This window comes from Sphingorhabdus arenilitoris, from assembly GCF_042651485.1.
Taxonomy (GTDB): domain Bacteria; phylum Pseudomonadota; class Alphaproteobacteria; order Sphingomonadales; family Sphingomonadaceae; genus Sphingorhabdus_B; species Sphingorhabdus_B arenilitoris.
On the sequence record NZ_JBHSDH010000013.1, the window covers coordinates 1,745,891 to 1,761,424 of the forward strand.

A 15,534-nucleotide genomic window follows, 5' to 3' on the forward strand; every position below is an offset into this window, starting at 1 on the left:
ATGGCGGAAAAACCGCGTCTGGGCTTTGGCGGCCTTTGGAACATCAGCTTTGGCTTTTTCGGCATTCAAGTCGGCTTTGTTTTGCAAAATTCGAATATGAGCCGCATCTTTCAAACATTGGGCGCGTCGCTCGATGACTTGCCCGTCTTATGGGTGGCCGCGCCGCTCACCGGGCTGATCGTGCAGCCGATCATCGGCTATTTTTCCGACAAGACATGGAACGGTCTAGGACGCCGGCGGCCCTATTTCTTAACCGGAGCCATATTGGCGGCCTTGTCGCTTTTGCTGATGCCGCTGGCCCCGACATTTGCTGCGCCGCTGATTTTCGCAGCATTGCTGTTATGGGTGCTCGATGCGAGCCTGAATATCACGATGGAACCATTTCGCGCCTTTGTTGGCGATATGCTGCCCAAGTCGCAGCATAGTTTGGGTTACGGCGTGCAAACCGCCTTCATTGGCGCGGGCGCCGTATTTGCCGCGATTTTCCCTTGGCTGCTCGGGCAATTGGGCGTCAGTAACATCGGCGCCGCTGGCCAAATTCCCGATACGGTCAAATGGAGTTTTTGGGCAGGCGGGATCGCTTTATGTGTGGCCGTGGGGTGGACGATTGTGACCACGAAAGAATATAGCCCCGAAGAAATGGCCAGCTTTGACGGCGCAGATGCGGCGCAGCATGGCGGCGCATCGGTGAGTGCGCTGGCCTCCAAAAGCTATCTTAACGCGATAGTCTGGTTGGTCGCTGCTGCCGCTGTTATCGCCATTGTCGAACCGTTGAAGCTGGAAAAAGAAATTTACCTGCTGGGCAGCTTGCTCGCCAGCTACGGCCTGCTCAGTGCGGTCGCAATTGCCATGGCCAAACAGGGCCGCAGCGCGAATATGCTATCGACCATCGTCGGCGATTTTTCCGGAATGCCGCCGATTATGAAACGCCTCGCCGTGGTCCAGTTTTTCAGCTGGTCGACGCTGTTCATCATGTGGATTTATTCAGGACCGGTTATTTCGCAATATTATTTTGGCAGCGCAGACGCAACGACGAAGGCGTATAATGATGGAGCAAGCTGGTGGAATTTTGTCTACACGCTGCAAAATGCGGTAGCAGTATTTGCGGCGTTATTCCTGCTCCCGTGGATGAGCAAAAAAATGGGTAAAGTGCGCACCCATGCCATTTCCCTATTCATCGGTTCGCTCGGGTTTCTGGGCTATTTCTTGGCGCGGGATGCCAATATCCTGATCCTATGCGAAGTGGCAAAGGGGATCGCCTGGGCCAGTATGCTCGCCATGCCTTACGCGATTTTGGCGAGCAGCTTGCCGCAAACCAAGCTTGGCACCTATATGGGGCTATTCAATATCTTTATCGTCGTGCCGCAATTGTTGGTGGCGACGTTGATGGGATCAATCATGGTCCGTTTCTTTCCGGGCGATCCTATCTGGACGATGCTTTTTGCTGCGGCCAGCTGGGCGATTGCTGGACTTGCCATGCTGCGGCTTGCGCCCGAATCCGATGATAAGACGGCATAAGGCGGTTTAGGGTTAGGGCCCAAATTCACCTGCTCCAACAAAAAAGGCCGTTTGCAATAAACGGCCTTTTTTATTTTGCGGAACGGCGGCGCCTATTTGCAAGGCAGGATATTGGCCGGATCGGTTCCCATAAACACCTCACCCAATTCAATATCGGACGGGCCAGTCAGCGACAGGACAAAGGATGCCGAAATCTTGGTCATATCCACACCTTTGTCGCGCAGGCATTTGAGCGGGAGGCCATAGGTTTTAAACTCGCTGCTCACTGGCAGGTCAACCGGTACAAAGCCATTTTTGCAATCCGCGCCTTCGCAGCTCATGCCCAGCATGGCTTTTTGCGGCGCTTTATTCACCTTGGTGGTGAACATCAAATATAGCTCAGCATTCATTTCCTTCGAAATATTGATCGGGCTGAAACTGCGCAGCGAAATCGCACTGCTGCCCGACGACAATTCGAACCGGCGGGCACCCTCTTGTACTTTATAGAAAGAGGATGTGATTTTCATCCGCCCTTCGGCCGCATCGCTTGGCACGGTGCTGATCCGAATCTCATTCGTAAAATCGGCGTTGCCAACCATTAAGGACCAGCTGCTCGCGGGCACGCCATTGGCGAACCAGACACGCGAATCTCCGGTATTTTCAACACCGGGCTCTTCGCTCAAATTGGTCCATGTGCTTTTGGGTGACGCATAATTCAGGCCATAGCCGAAGGGATATAGCTCGCCATCTTCCAATTTGGCCTTCATCGGCCAGCCGGTTGGCAATTTGCCGGTAAAGTCAAACCGCGCCTTGCCCATTTTGTCGCCGACCAAAACATCGGCCACACCGCCGCCCTCTGATCCGGGCAGCCATGTTACCACAAAGGCATCGGATGCATTGAGCGCCGGGTTCACAAATAGCGGACGGCCCGTCACCATGACGGCAATGACAGGAATGCCCTGCGCCTTCAGCTTCTTCATGGTTTCATAGGGTTTGGTCAGCTCCGGTGCCAATTGCAGCGAGCTTAAATCGCCCTGAAACTCGGCGTAGGATTCCTCACCAAATACGACGATAGCGGCATCGGGTTTTTGCTTATAGCTGCCATCGGGCGACAGCTGTGCACTGCCCCCGGCTTCTTGTGCAGCCTGTTGCAATCCTTTGAAGATCGTCGTTGCGCCTGGGAAATATTTCTCCGGCACATCCTTGCCCTGCCATGTCAATGTCCAGCCACCCGATTGGCGCGAAATATCATTGGCGGCATCGCCCGCAACCAGCAGCCGCGCATTGGCTTTCAATGGCAAGACGCCATTATTTTTCAGCAGCACCAGCGACTTGCGCACCGCTTCACGCGCAACTGCCCGGTGTTCCGGCGCGCCCAGCAAGTCCCATTGCCCAGCAAGCTTGCGCGAAGATGGCTTGCCATTGGTAAACAAACCAACCCGCTCCTTGACCATCAACACACGGTAAACGGCATCGTCAAGGCGGCTCATCGGGATGCGCCCGGCTTTTACCTCGGACACCAGATTTTCGTAAACCGCTTTCCAGCTATCGGGCGCCATATACATATCAAGCCCTGCGGTCATCGCCTTGGGGCATTGGTCGTTGGTGCAGCCTTCCACCTGACCATGCGCATTCCAGTCGGAAAGGACAAAGCCGTCAAAATCCATTTGGTTTTTCAGAACGCCGGTGATCAAACTGTCATTGGCGGTCATTTTGCGTCCCTGCCATGCCGAATGGCTGATCATCACAGTGGCAACCCCGCCTTTAATCGCGGCGCCATAGGGCAGGCCGTGAATATCGCGCAGTTCTTTTTCTGAAATTTCGGCATTACCCTGATCCACGCCATTTTTGGTACCGCCATCGGCCAAGAAATGCTTAGTCGACGCAATGACCCGGTCTTGAGCCAGCAGATTTTCATTGTCGGGCGCTCCCTGCAATCCGCGCAGCATGGCGCCGACATAGCTGGTCACCAATTCGGGATCGGACGAATAGCCTTCATAGGAACGGCCCCAGCGATAATCGCGCGGCACGGTGACGGTGGGGGCAAAGGTCCATTCCTGTCCCGTCACCCGGATTTCCTTGGCCGTGACATGGCCGATGCGTTCGATCAATTCGGGATCGCGCATCGCGCCAAGACCGACATTATGCGGGAACAAGGTCGCACCGATGATATTCGAATGCCCATGAACCGCATCGATACCCCAAATAACAGGGACACCAACGCCGCCATCGCTTTTGTCGATCGACGCTTCGTAAAATTCATCCGCCGCCTTCAGCCACATCGGCGCAGGCGCAAAATCGTCATTATACGGACCGGTGTTGCCGCCGACCAAAATCGAACCCAATTTATACTTTTTCAGATCGGCGGGCGTGATGGTGCTTAAATCTGCTTGCACCGTTTGCGCCACTTTTTCTTCGACCGTCATTTTGGCGATCAATGCGCGGACGCGGGCCTCGGCCTCGGCGCTCGGTTTCCACGGGTAGGTGTAGCTAGGCCATTGTTCGGGATGCGCCACTCCGGGGGTCGCCGGTACAGCATTGTCAAATCCTGCGGGGACCGCGGCTGGCTGGCTGGCAGCTGATTGGCTGGCGGCTGGCGGCGCAGGTATCGCGGCCTCCATATTTTTACCATTCGCCGCAGAACAACCCGCCAACGAGGCCAAAGAAATTGCGCAAAGACTGGCTTGCAGTTTAGTAATCATTCGAAAAATCCCATCTCTCAAAGAATATTATGTCCGTCGTTGTCATCCCTGAGCCGCAGTGTCAAGACACAGTGTCAAGCCGCAGTGTCAAGCCGCAGTTCGGTTATCGCGCTGTTGATGATCACCGCGTGACGGCGTGAACCCGATATTAATGTTGGCACTTTATGCGTTAACGCCTAAAAAGGACCCAACAGGAAAAGGCAAACGGGCGGCCATTATGAAGCAGGGGAAACGGGCAGCGATCTGCATAAATCAGAAGGTCGTGCGATGACCCGCATCTATATCACCGTCGACACCGAATATAGCAGCGACCATTTTGCAAAAAATGGCGCCTCTGGACGTGCAGAAAATTTTGACCAATCCATTCGCGGGCTCACCCCGGACGGAGAGGCGGGTATATTTCATCAAATGGATATTTTGGACCGCCATGGCTTGAAGGCGGTATTTTTTGTCGACCCCATGCCCGCTCTGGTCTGGGGAACCGAAGCTGTAACCGACATTGTCGCGCCAATATTATCGCGCGGCCATGATGTGCAATTGCATATCCATTGCGAATGGCTGCAATTTGCGGGCAAGGCCAATCCGCTGGGTAACCGGACCGGCAACAATATGAAAGATTTCAGCGAAGCCGATCAATTTACCTTGATCGGATATGGCATAGAACAGTTAATGGCCGCAGGCGCGCCGCGTCCCATCGCCTTTCGCGCCGGCAATTATGGAGCCAACGACGACACATTGCGAGCGCTCGCGCGGCAGGGCGTTGCATATGAAAGCAGCCATTGTCCCGGTATCGCGCATTCCGACTGCGCTATTTCGCTGGGCCCTGACCAATTACTGCCGCTCGCCTATCTGGGCGTGACTGAAGTGCCCATTGGTTCGATCGCAGCGGCCGGGGGCAAACAGCGTCATGCGCAGGTCACCGCCCTGTCGGCGCGGGAAATTTGCGAAACCGTTCGCCACGCGCGTGACATTGGCAGAGAGTCCTTCACCTTTGTCTCGCATAGCTTTGAACTGCTCAGCCGGGACCGCAAAAGAATTAACCGGATAATCGACCAGCGTTTCGAACGCGCCTGCGCCTATTTTGCCGGCCTACCCGGAGTGGACACAGCCACCTTCTCGGACAATCCGCCCCGCATTGAAACCAGCCCCAGACCTAGTGCAACCGCGATGCTGTTGCCGCATGATTTTGCCCGGACCGCGAGGCGCATGGGGGAGCAGGCGTTGAGTAACACGCTATATGGTAGCTAACGCGCGGGCCATGCCCCGATAACGCAACATTGCCAAACGCGCCGCCGCCAAGGCGGGACGGCTTTTTCATGTAGTTTTGGGATAATGGCGGACACGGAGGGATTCGAACCCTCGAAGCCCCGATAGGAGCTTGCCTCCTTAGCAGGGAGGTGGTTTCAGCCGCTCACCCACGTGTCCGTCTGGCTGGCTAAGTCAGGCGCTATAGCGAGGCTCTGTATCGCCTGCAATGGCTTTATTTGCTTCTTGAAATTTGTCGCTATGCTTGCCGGTTATGTCCGGCGCAGCTCGGTTAAGCAGGCAAAGCGACTCGTTCTGGCGCAAAAGCGACTCGGGTCATCGCTCGTTCATTGTGCTACGACTATGCGCTGACGCAGTGTTTTCGGTGGTTTCGGGAGTTTTATAATGAGCAGAAAAAGCAAAACGTCATTTTGGACCAGCATGATGCTGGCCATATCGATGATGATGAGCGGCGCAATCGTGGCGGCTCCGGCTTCTGCGCAATTACAGAGCGTTGATCCCAATGATGCGATCGGCCAAGATGCAGGTGACCCGCCAAGCCAGCTGCCGCCCGAAGAAGATACGGTTATCCGCGACGGTGTACCCACCGAAGGCGTCCCGCCGCAGGGCGACTATCCCGGCGATGCTGCGCCCGGGACGGAAAGCCTGCCAAACGATCCATCGCCGTTGCCATCGGATCCCAATAATACCTATCAAAAGGATGATTTGATCGGAGCCGCCGAAGGCCTGTTCGGCAAAGGCGCGGAAGGGCTTGGCGGGATTATCGAAAGCATCCTGAAAAAGCAGGGACAACCCAATGCCTATATTGTCGGGCGCGAAGGCGGCGGCGCATTCATCGTCGGCCTGCGATATGGCAGCGGCACATTATATCATAAGGTTGAGGGCGAGAAAAAAGCCTATTGGACCGGCCCATCCATCGGTTTTGATGCCGGTGCCAATGCGGGCAGCACTTTCATCCTCGTCTATAATCTCTACGACAGCGAAGACCTATATAAACGCTTCCCCTCGGCGGAGGGCGTCGCCTATTTGGTCGGCGGTTTCAACGCCAGCTATTTGCGGCGCGGCGATGTCGTGTTGATCCCCGTGCGCGTGGGTGCGGGCCTGCGGCTGGGCGCGAATGTCGGCTATATGAAATTTAGCAAGAAACAGCGCTGGTTGCCGTTTTAAGGAACGGCTCTAGGGACGGCCCGGCTGCTGCGGCGAAATATCAAGCGGCGCTGCGCAAATCTTCCATCCGTTTCAAATAGCGGGCGAGCACGTCAATTTCGAGATTGACCGCGCGGCCGGGAATATAGCTGCCCAAGGTGGTGACCGCCGATGTATGCGGAATGATATTGAGGCCGATGCTCGTCACGCCGCCGCCGTCATCCACGCTATTCACGGTGAGCGATACGCCGTCAATCGTGACCGAGCCTTTTGCTGCGACAAATGGCGCAATGATGGGCGGCACGGTGATTTCGAGCCGGTGCGATCCGCCCTCTGCATCCCAGCGGGTGACGGTGCCGACGCCGTCAACATGGCCGGTTACAATATGCCCGCCCAGTTCGTCGCCAACCTTTAACGCGCGTTCTAAATTCAGCCGCTGCCCCTGTTCCCATTGGCCCTGTGCCGTGCAGGCGATGGTTTCGCCCGATACATCCACCGCAAACCAGCCGCCATCGTTATCCTGTCCCTTATCCACCACGGTCAGGCACACGCCGCTGCACGCGATCGATGCGCCAATAGCGACGCCGTTCATATCATAGCCGCAGGCAATGACCACGCGCATATCGCCGCGCTGCTCGATGCTGCGGATGGTGCCAATATCGGTGATGATGCCGGTAAACATATATGCTGTCCTGTCATTGGTCGGGCGCGATTGCCCGCTCGTAAATTTCCGTCCGGTCTTTGGCAAGCATTCGCGTATCGACAAGCCGCCAGCGGTCATGCGCCGTCATCAGGTCATGCAGGCCAATATCGCCAAGACACGCCTTGCCCGCGCCCAAGATAATCGGCGCACGGTAAAGCAAAAGCCGGTCGGCCAGATCGGCCCGGATAAAGGACGCAGCGGTTTCGGCTCCGCCTTCGACAAATAGCATATTGCCCGGCAATTCCCCGATATCCGTCGGCGATGCCAATGCCTGCCAGCCTTCGGGGGCGCCCCCGCTGCCCAGCATGACCCGCGCGGGGCTGCGCGATTCTAATCCAGGCAGGCGCACGGTGAGCGCTGGATTATCCGCCCGCACGGTGCCCGCACCAACCAGGATCATGTCATGGCGGGCGCGCTGCAAATGGCAATGCGCCCGTGCCGCCGCGCTGGTGATCCATTTGCTTTCCCCATTGGGCAGCGCGATCCGCCCATCGAGCGATGTCGCAAGCTTCACCGTCACAAACGGACGGGCGAGCGTTTGCCGGGCAAAAAATCCCGCCATTGAAGCCCGCGCGGCGGTTTCCATCAATCCGCATTGCACCTCTATTCCAGCGGCTTTCAGCATCGCGATGCCTTTGCCTGCGGTGCGGGGATCGGGGTCTTCGCAGGCAATGATAACCCGCGCCGGGCGGGCCGCCGTCACCGTGGCGGCGCAGGCGGGACCGCGCTCGCTGTCATGCGCGCAGGGTTCGAGCGTCACATATATATCCGCCCCCGCCGCTGCTTCGCCGGCCATGCCCAGCGCCGCCGCTTCGGCATGAGGGCGACCGCCCGGCTGCGTATGGCCGCGTCCGATGACTTTGCCATGTTTGACAATGACACAGCCCACCGCCGGGCTTTGCCCCGTTTGCCCGGCAGTACGCTCGGCATAGGCTATCGCCGCCGCCATATAGCGCGGATCAATCGGGGCAGCGGTTATTGCGCGGCTCCTGTGGGTGCAGGGGATGCTGCGGGGGATGGTGCAGGAGCGCTGGACGGCGCGCCGCCAGCTTTCGCCGATGCCTGAACTGCCTCCGCCTCGGCTTTCGCAGCAGCAGCGCGGGCATCGGCCTTGATTTGATCGGCCTCACGCTTGATCGCTTCGACATCCATGCCCATGGCCCGGCCCAACGCTTCATAGCCTTTGCGCTTCTCTTCCAGAAACGCGTCTTTCTTCGCCTGACGCGCGGTGATGTCTTTTATCGTTTCTTCGCGCGACCGGTCGGCGGGCCAGCTTTCGAAATAGATCACCTCCGGCGGCGGCGGCACCGATTTTGTGACCATGTCCTTTTGAAACATATAGACCATGATCGTAGGCGGTAGGCAGGCGGCGATCCAGAATAGCCAGTTATATTCCCGCTTTTCGCGCAGATAGGCGATTAAGTCGGCTATGCCGCCCGTGGGGGATGCGTCTTTGAAAAAGCTCATAGCGCTGTAATAGCGATAGCGGTGGAGATTTTCCAGTGGGGGAATCACCTGCCCACCGCTGCCGCCTGTTTATCCCAAATTGCGCGTCAGGATGTGATGTCGAACCGCACGGTTAAGGTCTGCCAATCCTCCACCGGCTGCCCATCGCGGGTGGCGGGTTTGAAGCGCCAGCTGCTGAGCGCCTGTTTCACTGTCGCTGCCCCGAAATCGGGATGGCTCGCCGAAACAACCGCCGCCTCGCGCACCCGTCCGTCGGTGCCGATCAGGACCTTCACCGTCGCATTGCCCTCTATTTCGCGCTGCAAAAGCCCGCGCGGATAGTCGGGCTGGAACCGGCTCGCAAACCGGCTGTCCCGCTGCGCCGCGCGGAAAACGGGCACGGGTGTTTTGGGTTTCACCTTGGGTATTTCAGCGGCAGCAATTTTCGGCTCCTCACCCAGCGATCCGGCGGACGGCGCGGGGTCCGCTTGCATTATATCGGTAATGGTCGGCCCCGCAATGGGCGGGCGCAGCGGGGGCACGATCGTTTTCGGCGCATAGATGGGCGGCATGATCGGCGGCTGCGTTTCGGTCTGCTGCTTTTCGGGGGGCGGCGCGGGCGGCTGCGGCGCATTGACCGGCACGGCGGTGATTGTCGGCTGCATCTTTTTGGGCGGAACCACCATCGGCGACAGCATAATCGCCGCGATAATCGACCCGTTAATGGCAATTGCCGCCGTTAACCCTGCGGATTTGCCCCTTTGTGCTTGCGTGACATAGCTCATAAATAACTCCTCTCTCCATGGTGCACCGGACGGGTAGGAGATGCCCGGGTAAGAGCGACTCAAGATCGTCCGGTGCAATAGTTATGATATACTATAACATTTGATTGTCAAGAGCGAGCGATCCCTCGGACCGCGCACGCACGCGCGTGCTGACATCGAACATTTGCGGCTATAAGGAAAATAGACGTTTGCGGTTTTTTGTGTTCAACTACGCGTGTTCTATTGGTCATCTAAAACCGGAACTGAAAGCATCTTGCGTTCTGCATCGCTTACAACGGCTTGATCAAATTCAATCTGCTCATTCACATCATTTACAGACCGATATTGCGTGCCATAAATCTGTTTTTTTCCAATATTTAGAAGATACCGGTCTAATGTTGCAGCCGATATCCAAAGAGCTTGTTTATAGCCCAGCGAAACTGCAATCACTGCCAAATGGTGCGCACGCAAATAATCTTCCGGCGTATTGCCGTGCTGAAATATAAATGCAGCCCTATAATAGTCTACGCCTGCTTTAAGTTCGCCGTTTTCCAGAAGCTGTTTGGTGCGCGCCAATCGCTCTGCATCGCCGCTCTCCCAGCGTTTAAAAAACTCTTCATCGCTAGCAATTTTATCCTCAATTCTCGTACTTAGCTCGTTTCGGATCGCCTGGTCCTCTTCAAAAATTCTGGCCGTTTCCTGATTGGACGATATGGTATCGACGCCCCAAATATCATGCGCCAATCTCTGTGGCTTTACCGGTTGCAACGTGACTGGGTCATTATCAGCAATCCGGCGGAACCGATATTTGGGCGACGTATATTCAGGCGGCAAATCGTTCAGCGCTAGCCAGCCTTCATCTGAATCAATATACCGTGCAGTAAAACTATTTGTCTCACCGTCGGGCAATACATATTCCATGATGATCTGATTACCGTTGCAGTGAACTTTGGACAGAGGATAGCTTACCACCTTTTCGGTCAACTCTGCCTCCTCGAAGGTGCTCACCGCATTGCCATATCCGCTATATCGTCCAGTCATTTCGTTACCAGAACGATCCTCTCCTAAAGTGAACAATCGAACAGGTCTGCCCTCGGCCGACATTTGCCAAGTCCCTTGCCAATATGCAGCACATTCTGCTTGCAACTCGCCCGATTTAGCCTCGGCAATGTTTGATATTGAAAATACCGCCGTAAAAATCGTTATCAAGCGAATGAAATGTTTCATTATCATTTTTCGATCCTTTTATACGCGATCCCTCACCCGCTGCGAAACGCATTCGTAATCGGATAGCGGCGGTCGCGGCCGAAATTTCTTGTGCCGAGTTTTGTGCCCGGTGGCGCTTGACGGCGTTTATATTCGGCTATGTAGAGCAGGCGTTCAATCCGCTGCACCACCGCGCGGTCATGCCCCCGCGCAACAACGTCATCGACCGATAATTCCTGTTCGATCAGGCCGTGCAATATGTCATCCAACACCGGATAAGGCGGCAAGCTGTCGCTGTCTTTTTGATCGGGGCGCAGCTCCGCCGATGGTGGGCGCGTGATAATACGATCGGGTATGACGGGACCATCGGGGCCAAGTCCGATGCGCGGTTTATGCCTGTTGCGCCATTCGCTGATCGCAAACACCGTCATCTTATAGGCATCTTTCAGCGGATTATAGCCGCCCGCCATATCGCCATAAATGGTGGCATAGCCAACGCTCATCTCGCTTTTATTGCCCGTGGTCATCAACATATGGCCAAATTTATTGGACAGCGCCATCAACGTAACACAGCGTATCCGGCTCTGCACATTTTCCTCGGTTATATCGACTTCTTTATCGGCGAAGCTGCCCTGCAGCATCGTGTCAAAGGCATCGACCGCCGCGCCGATGGGAATAGTGTCCAGCTTGCATCCGATCATTTGAGCGCATTGCGCCGCAAGGTCGAGGCTTTCCTGGCTGGTATACCGGCTGGGCAGCATGACGCACCAGACCCGTTCCGGCCCCAGCGCGTCGGCGGCAATCGCCGCGCAAATCGCGCTATCTATCCCGCCCGACATGCCGAGCACGACACCCGGAAAACGGTTCGTATCGACATAATCACGCAAGGACAGCACCATCGCGCTGTAAATATCGGCGGGGTGATCCTCCCACTTCGCCAAATCGCCCGCAGTACAGCGCCAGCCATCCGGGCCGCCATGCCAATGAGTGATGCGCAAATCTTCCTGCCAATCGGGCAGGCGCAGCGCGGCTTTACCGTCGGCGTTGAGGACAAAGGAACAACCATCAAACACCAGCTCATCCTGCCCGCCGACGCGGTTGAGGAATAGCAGCGGCAGGCCGGTTTCGGCGACGCGGGCGGCAAAAACCTCCTCCAGCCGCCGGTCATCCTTGTCAATTTCATAGGGACTGCCATTGACCGAGATAAGTATTTCCGCGCCCGCCGCCATCAGATGTTTCGACACGGTGGGCAGCCAGCCATCCTCACATATCGGCAGGCCCAATTTCACGCCGCGAAATAGGACGGGATCGGGCAAAGGCCCGCTGGTGAATATCCGCTTTTCATCAAAGGTGCCGTAATTGGGCAGCTCATGCTTTTTACGCACCGCCGCAATGCGTCCGCCATCGAGCAAGGCGACGATGTTATACAGCCCGCTTTCCTCTTTCAGGATTGACCCGACCAGCATCGCCGGGCCGCCATCCGCCGTGGCGCGTGCCAGCCGCTCCAGCTCTTCGGCAGCGCGGCGTTGAAATTCGGGTTTCAGCACCAAATCCTCGGCCGGATAACCGATCAGCTGCTGTTCGGGAAACAGGACAATGTCGGTCGCAGGATCAGCCGCGACCGCCTTCGCCCGCCACGCCAGCATGGCATCGCCATTGCCGGCAAGATCGCCGACGCGCTGATTCATCTGCACCATCGCGATTGTCAGCTTTGCGGTCATGCGGCGCTCCCCTCGGCCTCTTGCTCAGCCTGTTCCTCGCCCTCACCTGCGAGCTCTTCATTCGCTTCGCCGTGGCGGCTCGCTGTGAAAATTTCCCAAGACGCGATAAACATGGCCGCGATAACGGGACCCACAATCAAGCCATTAACGCCCATCATGCTCAGCCCGCCGAGCGTCGTGATCAGGATGACATAGTCGGGCATTTTGGTGTCGGCCCCAACCAATATCGGGCGCAGGAAATTATCGACGCTGCCAATCACCAGCACGCCAAATCCAGCCAGGATCGACGCCGACAGATAATCACCCGTGATCGCCAGATAGATTGCAACCGGTAACCAAATCAGCGCAGAGCCGACGGCGGGAACCAGCGCCAATATCGTCATCACCACGCCCCATAATAACGGCGATTGAATGCCCAAAGCCCAGAAAATCGTGCCGCCCAAAAACCCTTGAACAATGGCGACGACTATGCTGCCTTTCACGGTGGCGCGGATCACCGTGGTAAATTTTTCGAATAGCTGCGCTTTGCGGTCAGTGGCCAAAGGAATTGACCGGCCAATTTTGCGGGTCAGGTCACGTCCGTCGCGCAACAGGAAGAAAATCAGATACAACATCACGCCCAGCGACAGCGCCAGACCAAAAGCGCTTTGCCCGATATTGAGGGCTTTTTCCGCCGCCATGCTGACGCCCGTTGTTGCAATGTTCGATACTTTTTCCTGCAAAGCCTGCAAATCGCCCACATCATATTTATCCAGATAGGCGGCAACAGACGGCGGGATGGCGCTGCGTATTTGATCAAAAATGGCGACAAAATCGATCTGCCTGCTTTCCAACTGGCTATAGGTGCGGATCACTTCTTCGATCAGCACGCCGCCCACCACGAGGAACGGCACAATAATAATCGCGATTACCAGCAACAGCGAAATCATCGCCGTCAAATTGCGGCGGCGCGGCATCCGTTTCATCAACCGGTCATGGACCGGCGCGAACATGATCGCGGTAATCACCGCCCATAATATCGCGCCCAAAAACGGCCAGCTGATCCACAGCATCGCAAGGCTCGCCGCAATGACAAAGCCAAGGAAAACCCGGTCTTCAAATTGCGGCGCAGGATTTTTTTCTATCGTCATTATTCACCGCGTTATAACGCCTCGCTTTTACAGCGCTACCGCTTTCTGCGGCATAATATCCAGCTGCTTGCCCGGGCATTATTTATCAGCGTTGTCATTACCGCGCGGCGGGGTTAGAGGGTCAGGCGAATCCGTTCACGATCACCGTCACCATCCGTTCACCATCCGTCACGGGGAGCCGCCATTCATGAAATTAATCGCTGGTAATTCGAACCTTCCGCTCGCCCGCGCCATTGCTGGCTATTTGGAAATGCCGCTGACCGATGCCAGCGTCCGCCGCTTTGCCGATGATGAGATATTCATCGAAATCCACGAAAATGTGCGCGGCGAAGATATGTTTGTCATTCAACCGACCAATCATCCGGCGAATGATAACCTGATGGAATTGCTGATCATGATCGACGCGCTGCGCCGGGCTTCGGCAAAGCGGATCACCGCCGTGGTTCCCTATTTCGGCTATGCCCGCCAAGACCGAAAGCCCGGACCGCGCACGCCCATTTCGGCAAAGCTGGTCGCCAATCTGATCACGCAGGCAGGCGCCGACCGCGTGCTCTGCGTGGATTTGCACGCTGGCCAAATTCAGGGCTTTTTCGACATTCCCACCGACAATCTCTATGGCGCGCCGGTCATGAGCGCCGATATATTGTCGCGCTATGGCGGGCAAGAGCTGACCGTTGTGTCGCCCGATGTGGGCGGCGTGGCCCGCGCCCGCTCGCTCGCCAAACGGCTCGACAATGCGCCGCTCGCCATCGTCGACAAACGCCGCGAAAAAGCGGGCGAGAGCGAAGTGATGAATATTATCGGCGATGTTGCCGGGAAATTCTGCATCCTGCATGATGATATGGTCGATTCAGGCGGGACGCTGTGCAACGCCGCCGAAGCGTTAAAGGCGCAAGGCGCAACCGATGTTGTCGCTTATTGCACGCATGGCGTGCTGTCGGGCAATGCCGCCGAACGCATCACCGGCAGCGTGCTGAAAGAGCTGGTCATCACCGATTCGATTATGGCCACCGATGAAGTGAGCGACGCGCATAATATCCGCTATCTTCCCATCGCCCCTCTGCTGGGCGAAGCGATCCGGCGGATTGCCGATGAAAGCAGCGTATCGAGCCTGTTTGATTGATGACCCCGGCTGTCACCGCACTTGCACACGGGCTGGCACACCGGCTTGCCGACGCGGCGGGTCAGGCCATCCGGCCGTTTTTCCGCGCCAATTTCGCGCATGAGGCCAAGGGCGATATGTCGCCTGTAACCGAGGCCGACCGTGCAGCCGAAGCAGCAATGCGCGCGATATTGGATGCGGAATGCCCCGATGACGGCATATTGGGCGAAGAATATGGCGTGAAACCGGGCACAAGCGGGCGGACATGGGTGCTCGACCCCATCGACGGTACCGTCAGCTTTATGGCGGGCCGCCCGATTTTCGGCACGCTGATTGCGATGCTTCAGGACGGCTTTCCGGTGCTCGGCATACTCGACCAATGTATCAGCGGCGAACGCTGGGTAGGGCAAATAGGCGAGGCGACGATGCTGAATGGCAAGCCGGTGCAGACCCGCCGCTGCCGCACTCTCGATCAAGCGACATTGGCGTCCACGGGCCCGCAATATTTTGACAATCACAGCGCAGAGCATTTCATGGCACTCGCGGCAAAGACTTCGCACAAACGGATGGTTTGGGGCGGCGATTGCTATAATTATGGATTGCTGGCGGCAGGGCAAATTGACCTGGTCGTCGAAGCTGGGCTGAAAGCCTATGACATTGCCGCACTGATCCCGATCATTGAGGGTGCGGGCGGCTTGGTGGCCGACTGGGCCGGTGAACCGCTGCATTTTGATGCGGGTGACGATAACAAACTGCATAATATCATCGCGCTGGGCGATCCGGCGCGGTTGGAGGATGTGGTCAGCGCGCTCGCCTGCGCGCATTAGGGCCCAGATCCTAAGCTTTTGTGG

At 56.8% G+C, this 15,534-nt stretch carries 13 protein-coding genes and 1 tRNA gene; 5 read left to right on the forward strand and 9 right to left on the reverse strand.

What is annotated here, in order from left to right; genetic code table 11:
• Positions 1-1,518, forward strand: a complete 1,518-nt coding sequence (locus tag ACFOWX_RS12595; protein ID WP_381424644.1) for an MFS transporter — start codon at positions 1-3, stop codon at positions 1,516-1,518.
• 92 nt (positions 1,519-1,610) lie between these two features.
• Here the strand turns inward: ACFOWX_RS12595 and ACFOWX_RS12600 are convergent, their stop codons facing one another.
• Positions 1,611-4,199, reverse strand: coding sequence for a glycoside hydrolase family 3 protein (locus tag ACFOWX_RS12600; protein ID WP_381424646.1), 2,589 nt, complete (start codon positions 4,197-4,199; stop codon positions 1,611-1,613).
• Between the two features lie 267 nt (positions 4,200-4,466).
• On the opposite strand from ACFOWX_RS12600, the gene ACFOWX_RS12605 reads away from it, so the two are divergent.
• Entirely contained in the window at positions 4,467-5,447 is a 981-nt protein-coding gene (locus ACFOWX_RS12605; RefSeq protein WP_381424648.1) for a polysaccharide deacetylase family protein, read from the forward strand.
• Positions 5,448-5,532: 85 nt separating this feature from the next.
• On the opposite strand, the gene ACFOWX_RS12610 is transcribed toward ACFOWX_RS12605, so the two are convergent.
• Positions 5,533-5,624: transfer RNA gene (locus ACFOWX_RS12610), tRNA-Ser, on the reverse strand.
• Between the two features lie 225 nt (positions 5,625-5,849).
• Between ACFOWX_RS12610 and ACFOWX_RS12615 the strand changes: the two genes are divergently transcribed.
• A complete protein-coding gene (locus ACFOWX_RS12615) occupies positions 5,850-6,632 on the forward strand; it encodes a DUF1134 domain-containing protein (protein ID WP_381424650.1) in 783 nt (260 codons plus the stop codon).
• 40 nt (positions 6,633-6,672) lie between these two features.
• On the opposite strand, the gene ACFOWX_RS12620 is transcribed toward ACFOWX_RS12615, so the two are convergent.
• From ACFOWX_RS12620 to ACFOWX_RS12650, 7 genes are all read right to left on the reverse strand, one after another.
• Positions 6,673-7,293: a riboflavin synthase gene (locus tag ACFOWX_RS12620; RefSeq protein ID WP_381424652.1), complete on the reverse strand. Its 621-nt coding sequence runs from the start codon at positions 7,291-7,293 to the stop codon at positions 6,673-6,675.
• Positions 7,294-7,306: 13 nt separating this feature from the next.
• Positions 7,307-8,263 (reverse strand): bifunctional diaminohydroxyphosphoribosylaminopyrimidine deaminase/5-amino-6-(5-phosphoribosylamino)uracil reductase RibD, encoded by a 957-nt coding sequence (gene ribD, locus ACFOWX_RS12625; RefSeq protein ID WP_381424655.1) that lies wholly within the window; start codon positions 8,261-8,263, stop codon positions 7,307-7,309.
• Between the two features lie 26 nt (positions 8,264-8,289).
• Complete coding sequence (locus ACFOWX_RS12630) at positions 8,290-8,781, reverse strand: hypothetical protein (RefSeq protein ID WP_381424657.1); 492 nt, start codon at positions 8,779-8,781, stop codon at positions 8,290-8,292.
• An 86-nt stretch (positions 8,782-8,867) separates the two neighbouring features.
• Positions 8,868-9,545: an energy transducer TonB gene (locus ACFOWX_RS12635; RefSeq protein WP_381424659.1), complete on the reverse strand. Its 678-nt coding sequence runs from the start codon at positions 9,543-9,545 to the stop codon at positions 8,868-8,870.
• Between the two features lie 219 nt (positions 9,546-9,764).
• Positions 9,765-10,757, reverse strand: a complete 993-nt coding sequence (locus tag ACFOWX_RS12640; RefSeq protein WP_381424661.1) for a hypothetical protein — start codon at positions 10,755-10,757, stop codon at positions 9,765-9,767.
• A 26-nt stretch (positions 10,758-10,783) separates the two neighbouring features.
• Positions 10,784-12,451: an NAD+ synthase gene (locus tag ACFOWX_RS12645; protein ID WP_381424663.1), complete on the reverse strand. Its 1,668-nt coding sequence runs from the start codon at positions 12,449-12,451 to the stop codon at positions 10,784-10,786.
• Positions 12,448-13,581 (reverse strand): AI-2E family transporter, encoded by a 1,134-nt coding sequence (locus tag ACFOWX_RS12650; protein WP_381424665.1) that lies wholly within the window; start codon positions 13,579-13,581, stop codon positions 12,448-12,450. The genes ACFOWX_RS12645 and ACFOWX_RS12650 overlap by 4 nt, the downstream gene beginning before the upstream one ends.
• Positions 13,582-13,768: 187 nt before the next feature.
• Here ACFOWX_RS12650 and ACFOWX_RS12655 point away from each other — a divergent pair, with 187 nt between their 5' ends.
• Both ACFOWX_RS12655 and ACFOWX_RS12660 read left to right on the forward strand, forming a co-directional pair.
• Positions 13,769-14,704, forward strand: coding sequence for a ribose-phosphate pyrophosphokinase (locus tag ACFOWX_RS12655; RefSeq protein WP_381424667.1), 936 nt, complete (start codon positions 13,769-13,771; stop codon positions 14,702-14,704).
• Entirely contained in the window at positions 14,704-15,510 is an 807-nt protein-coding gene (locus tag ACFOWX_RS12660) for an inositol monophosphatase family protein (RefSeq protein ID WP_381425062.1), read from the forward strand. Before ACFOWX_RS12655 ends, ACFOWX_RS12660 begins: the two co-directional genes overlap by 1 nt.
• Positions 15,511-15,534: the final 24 nt, after the last annotated feature.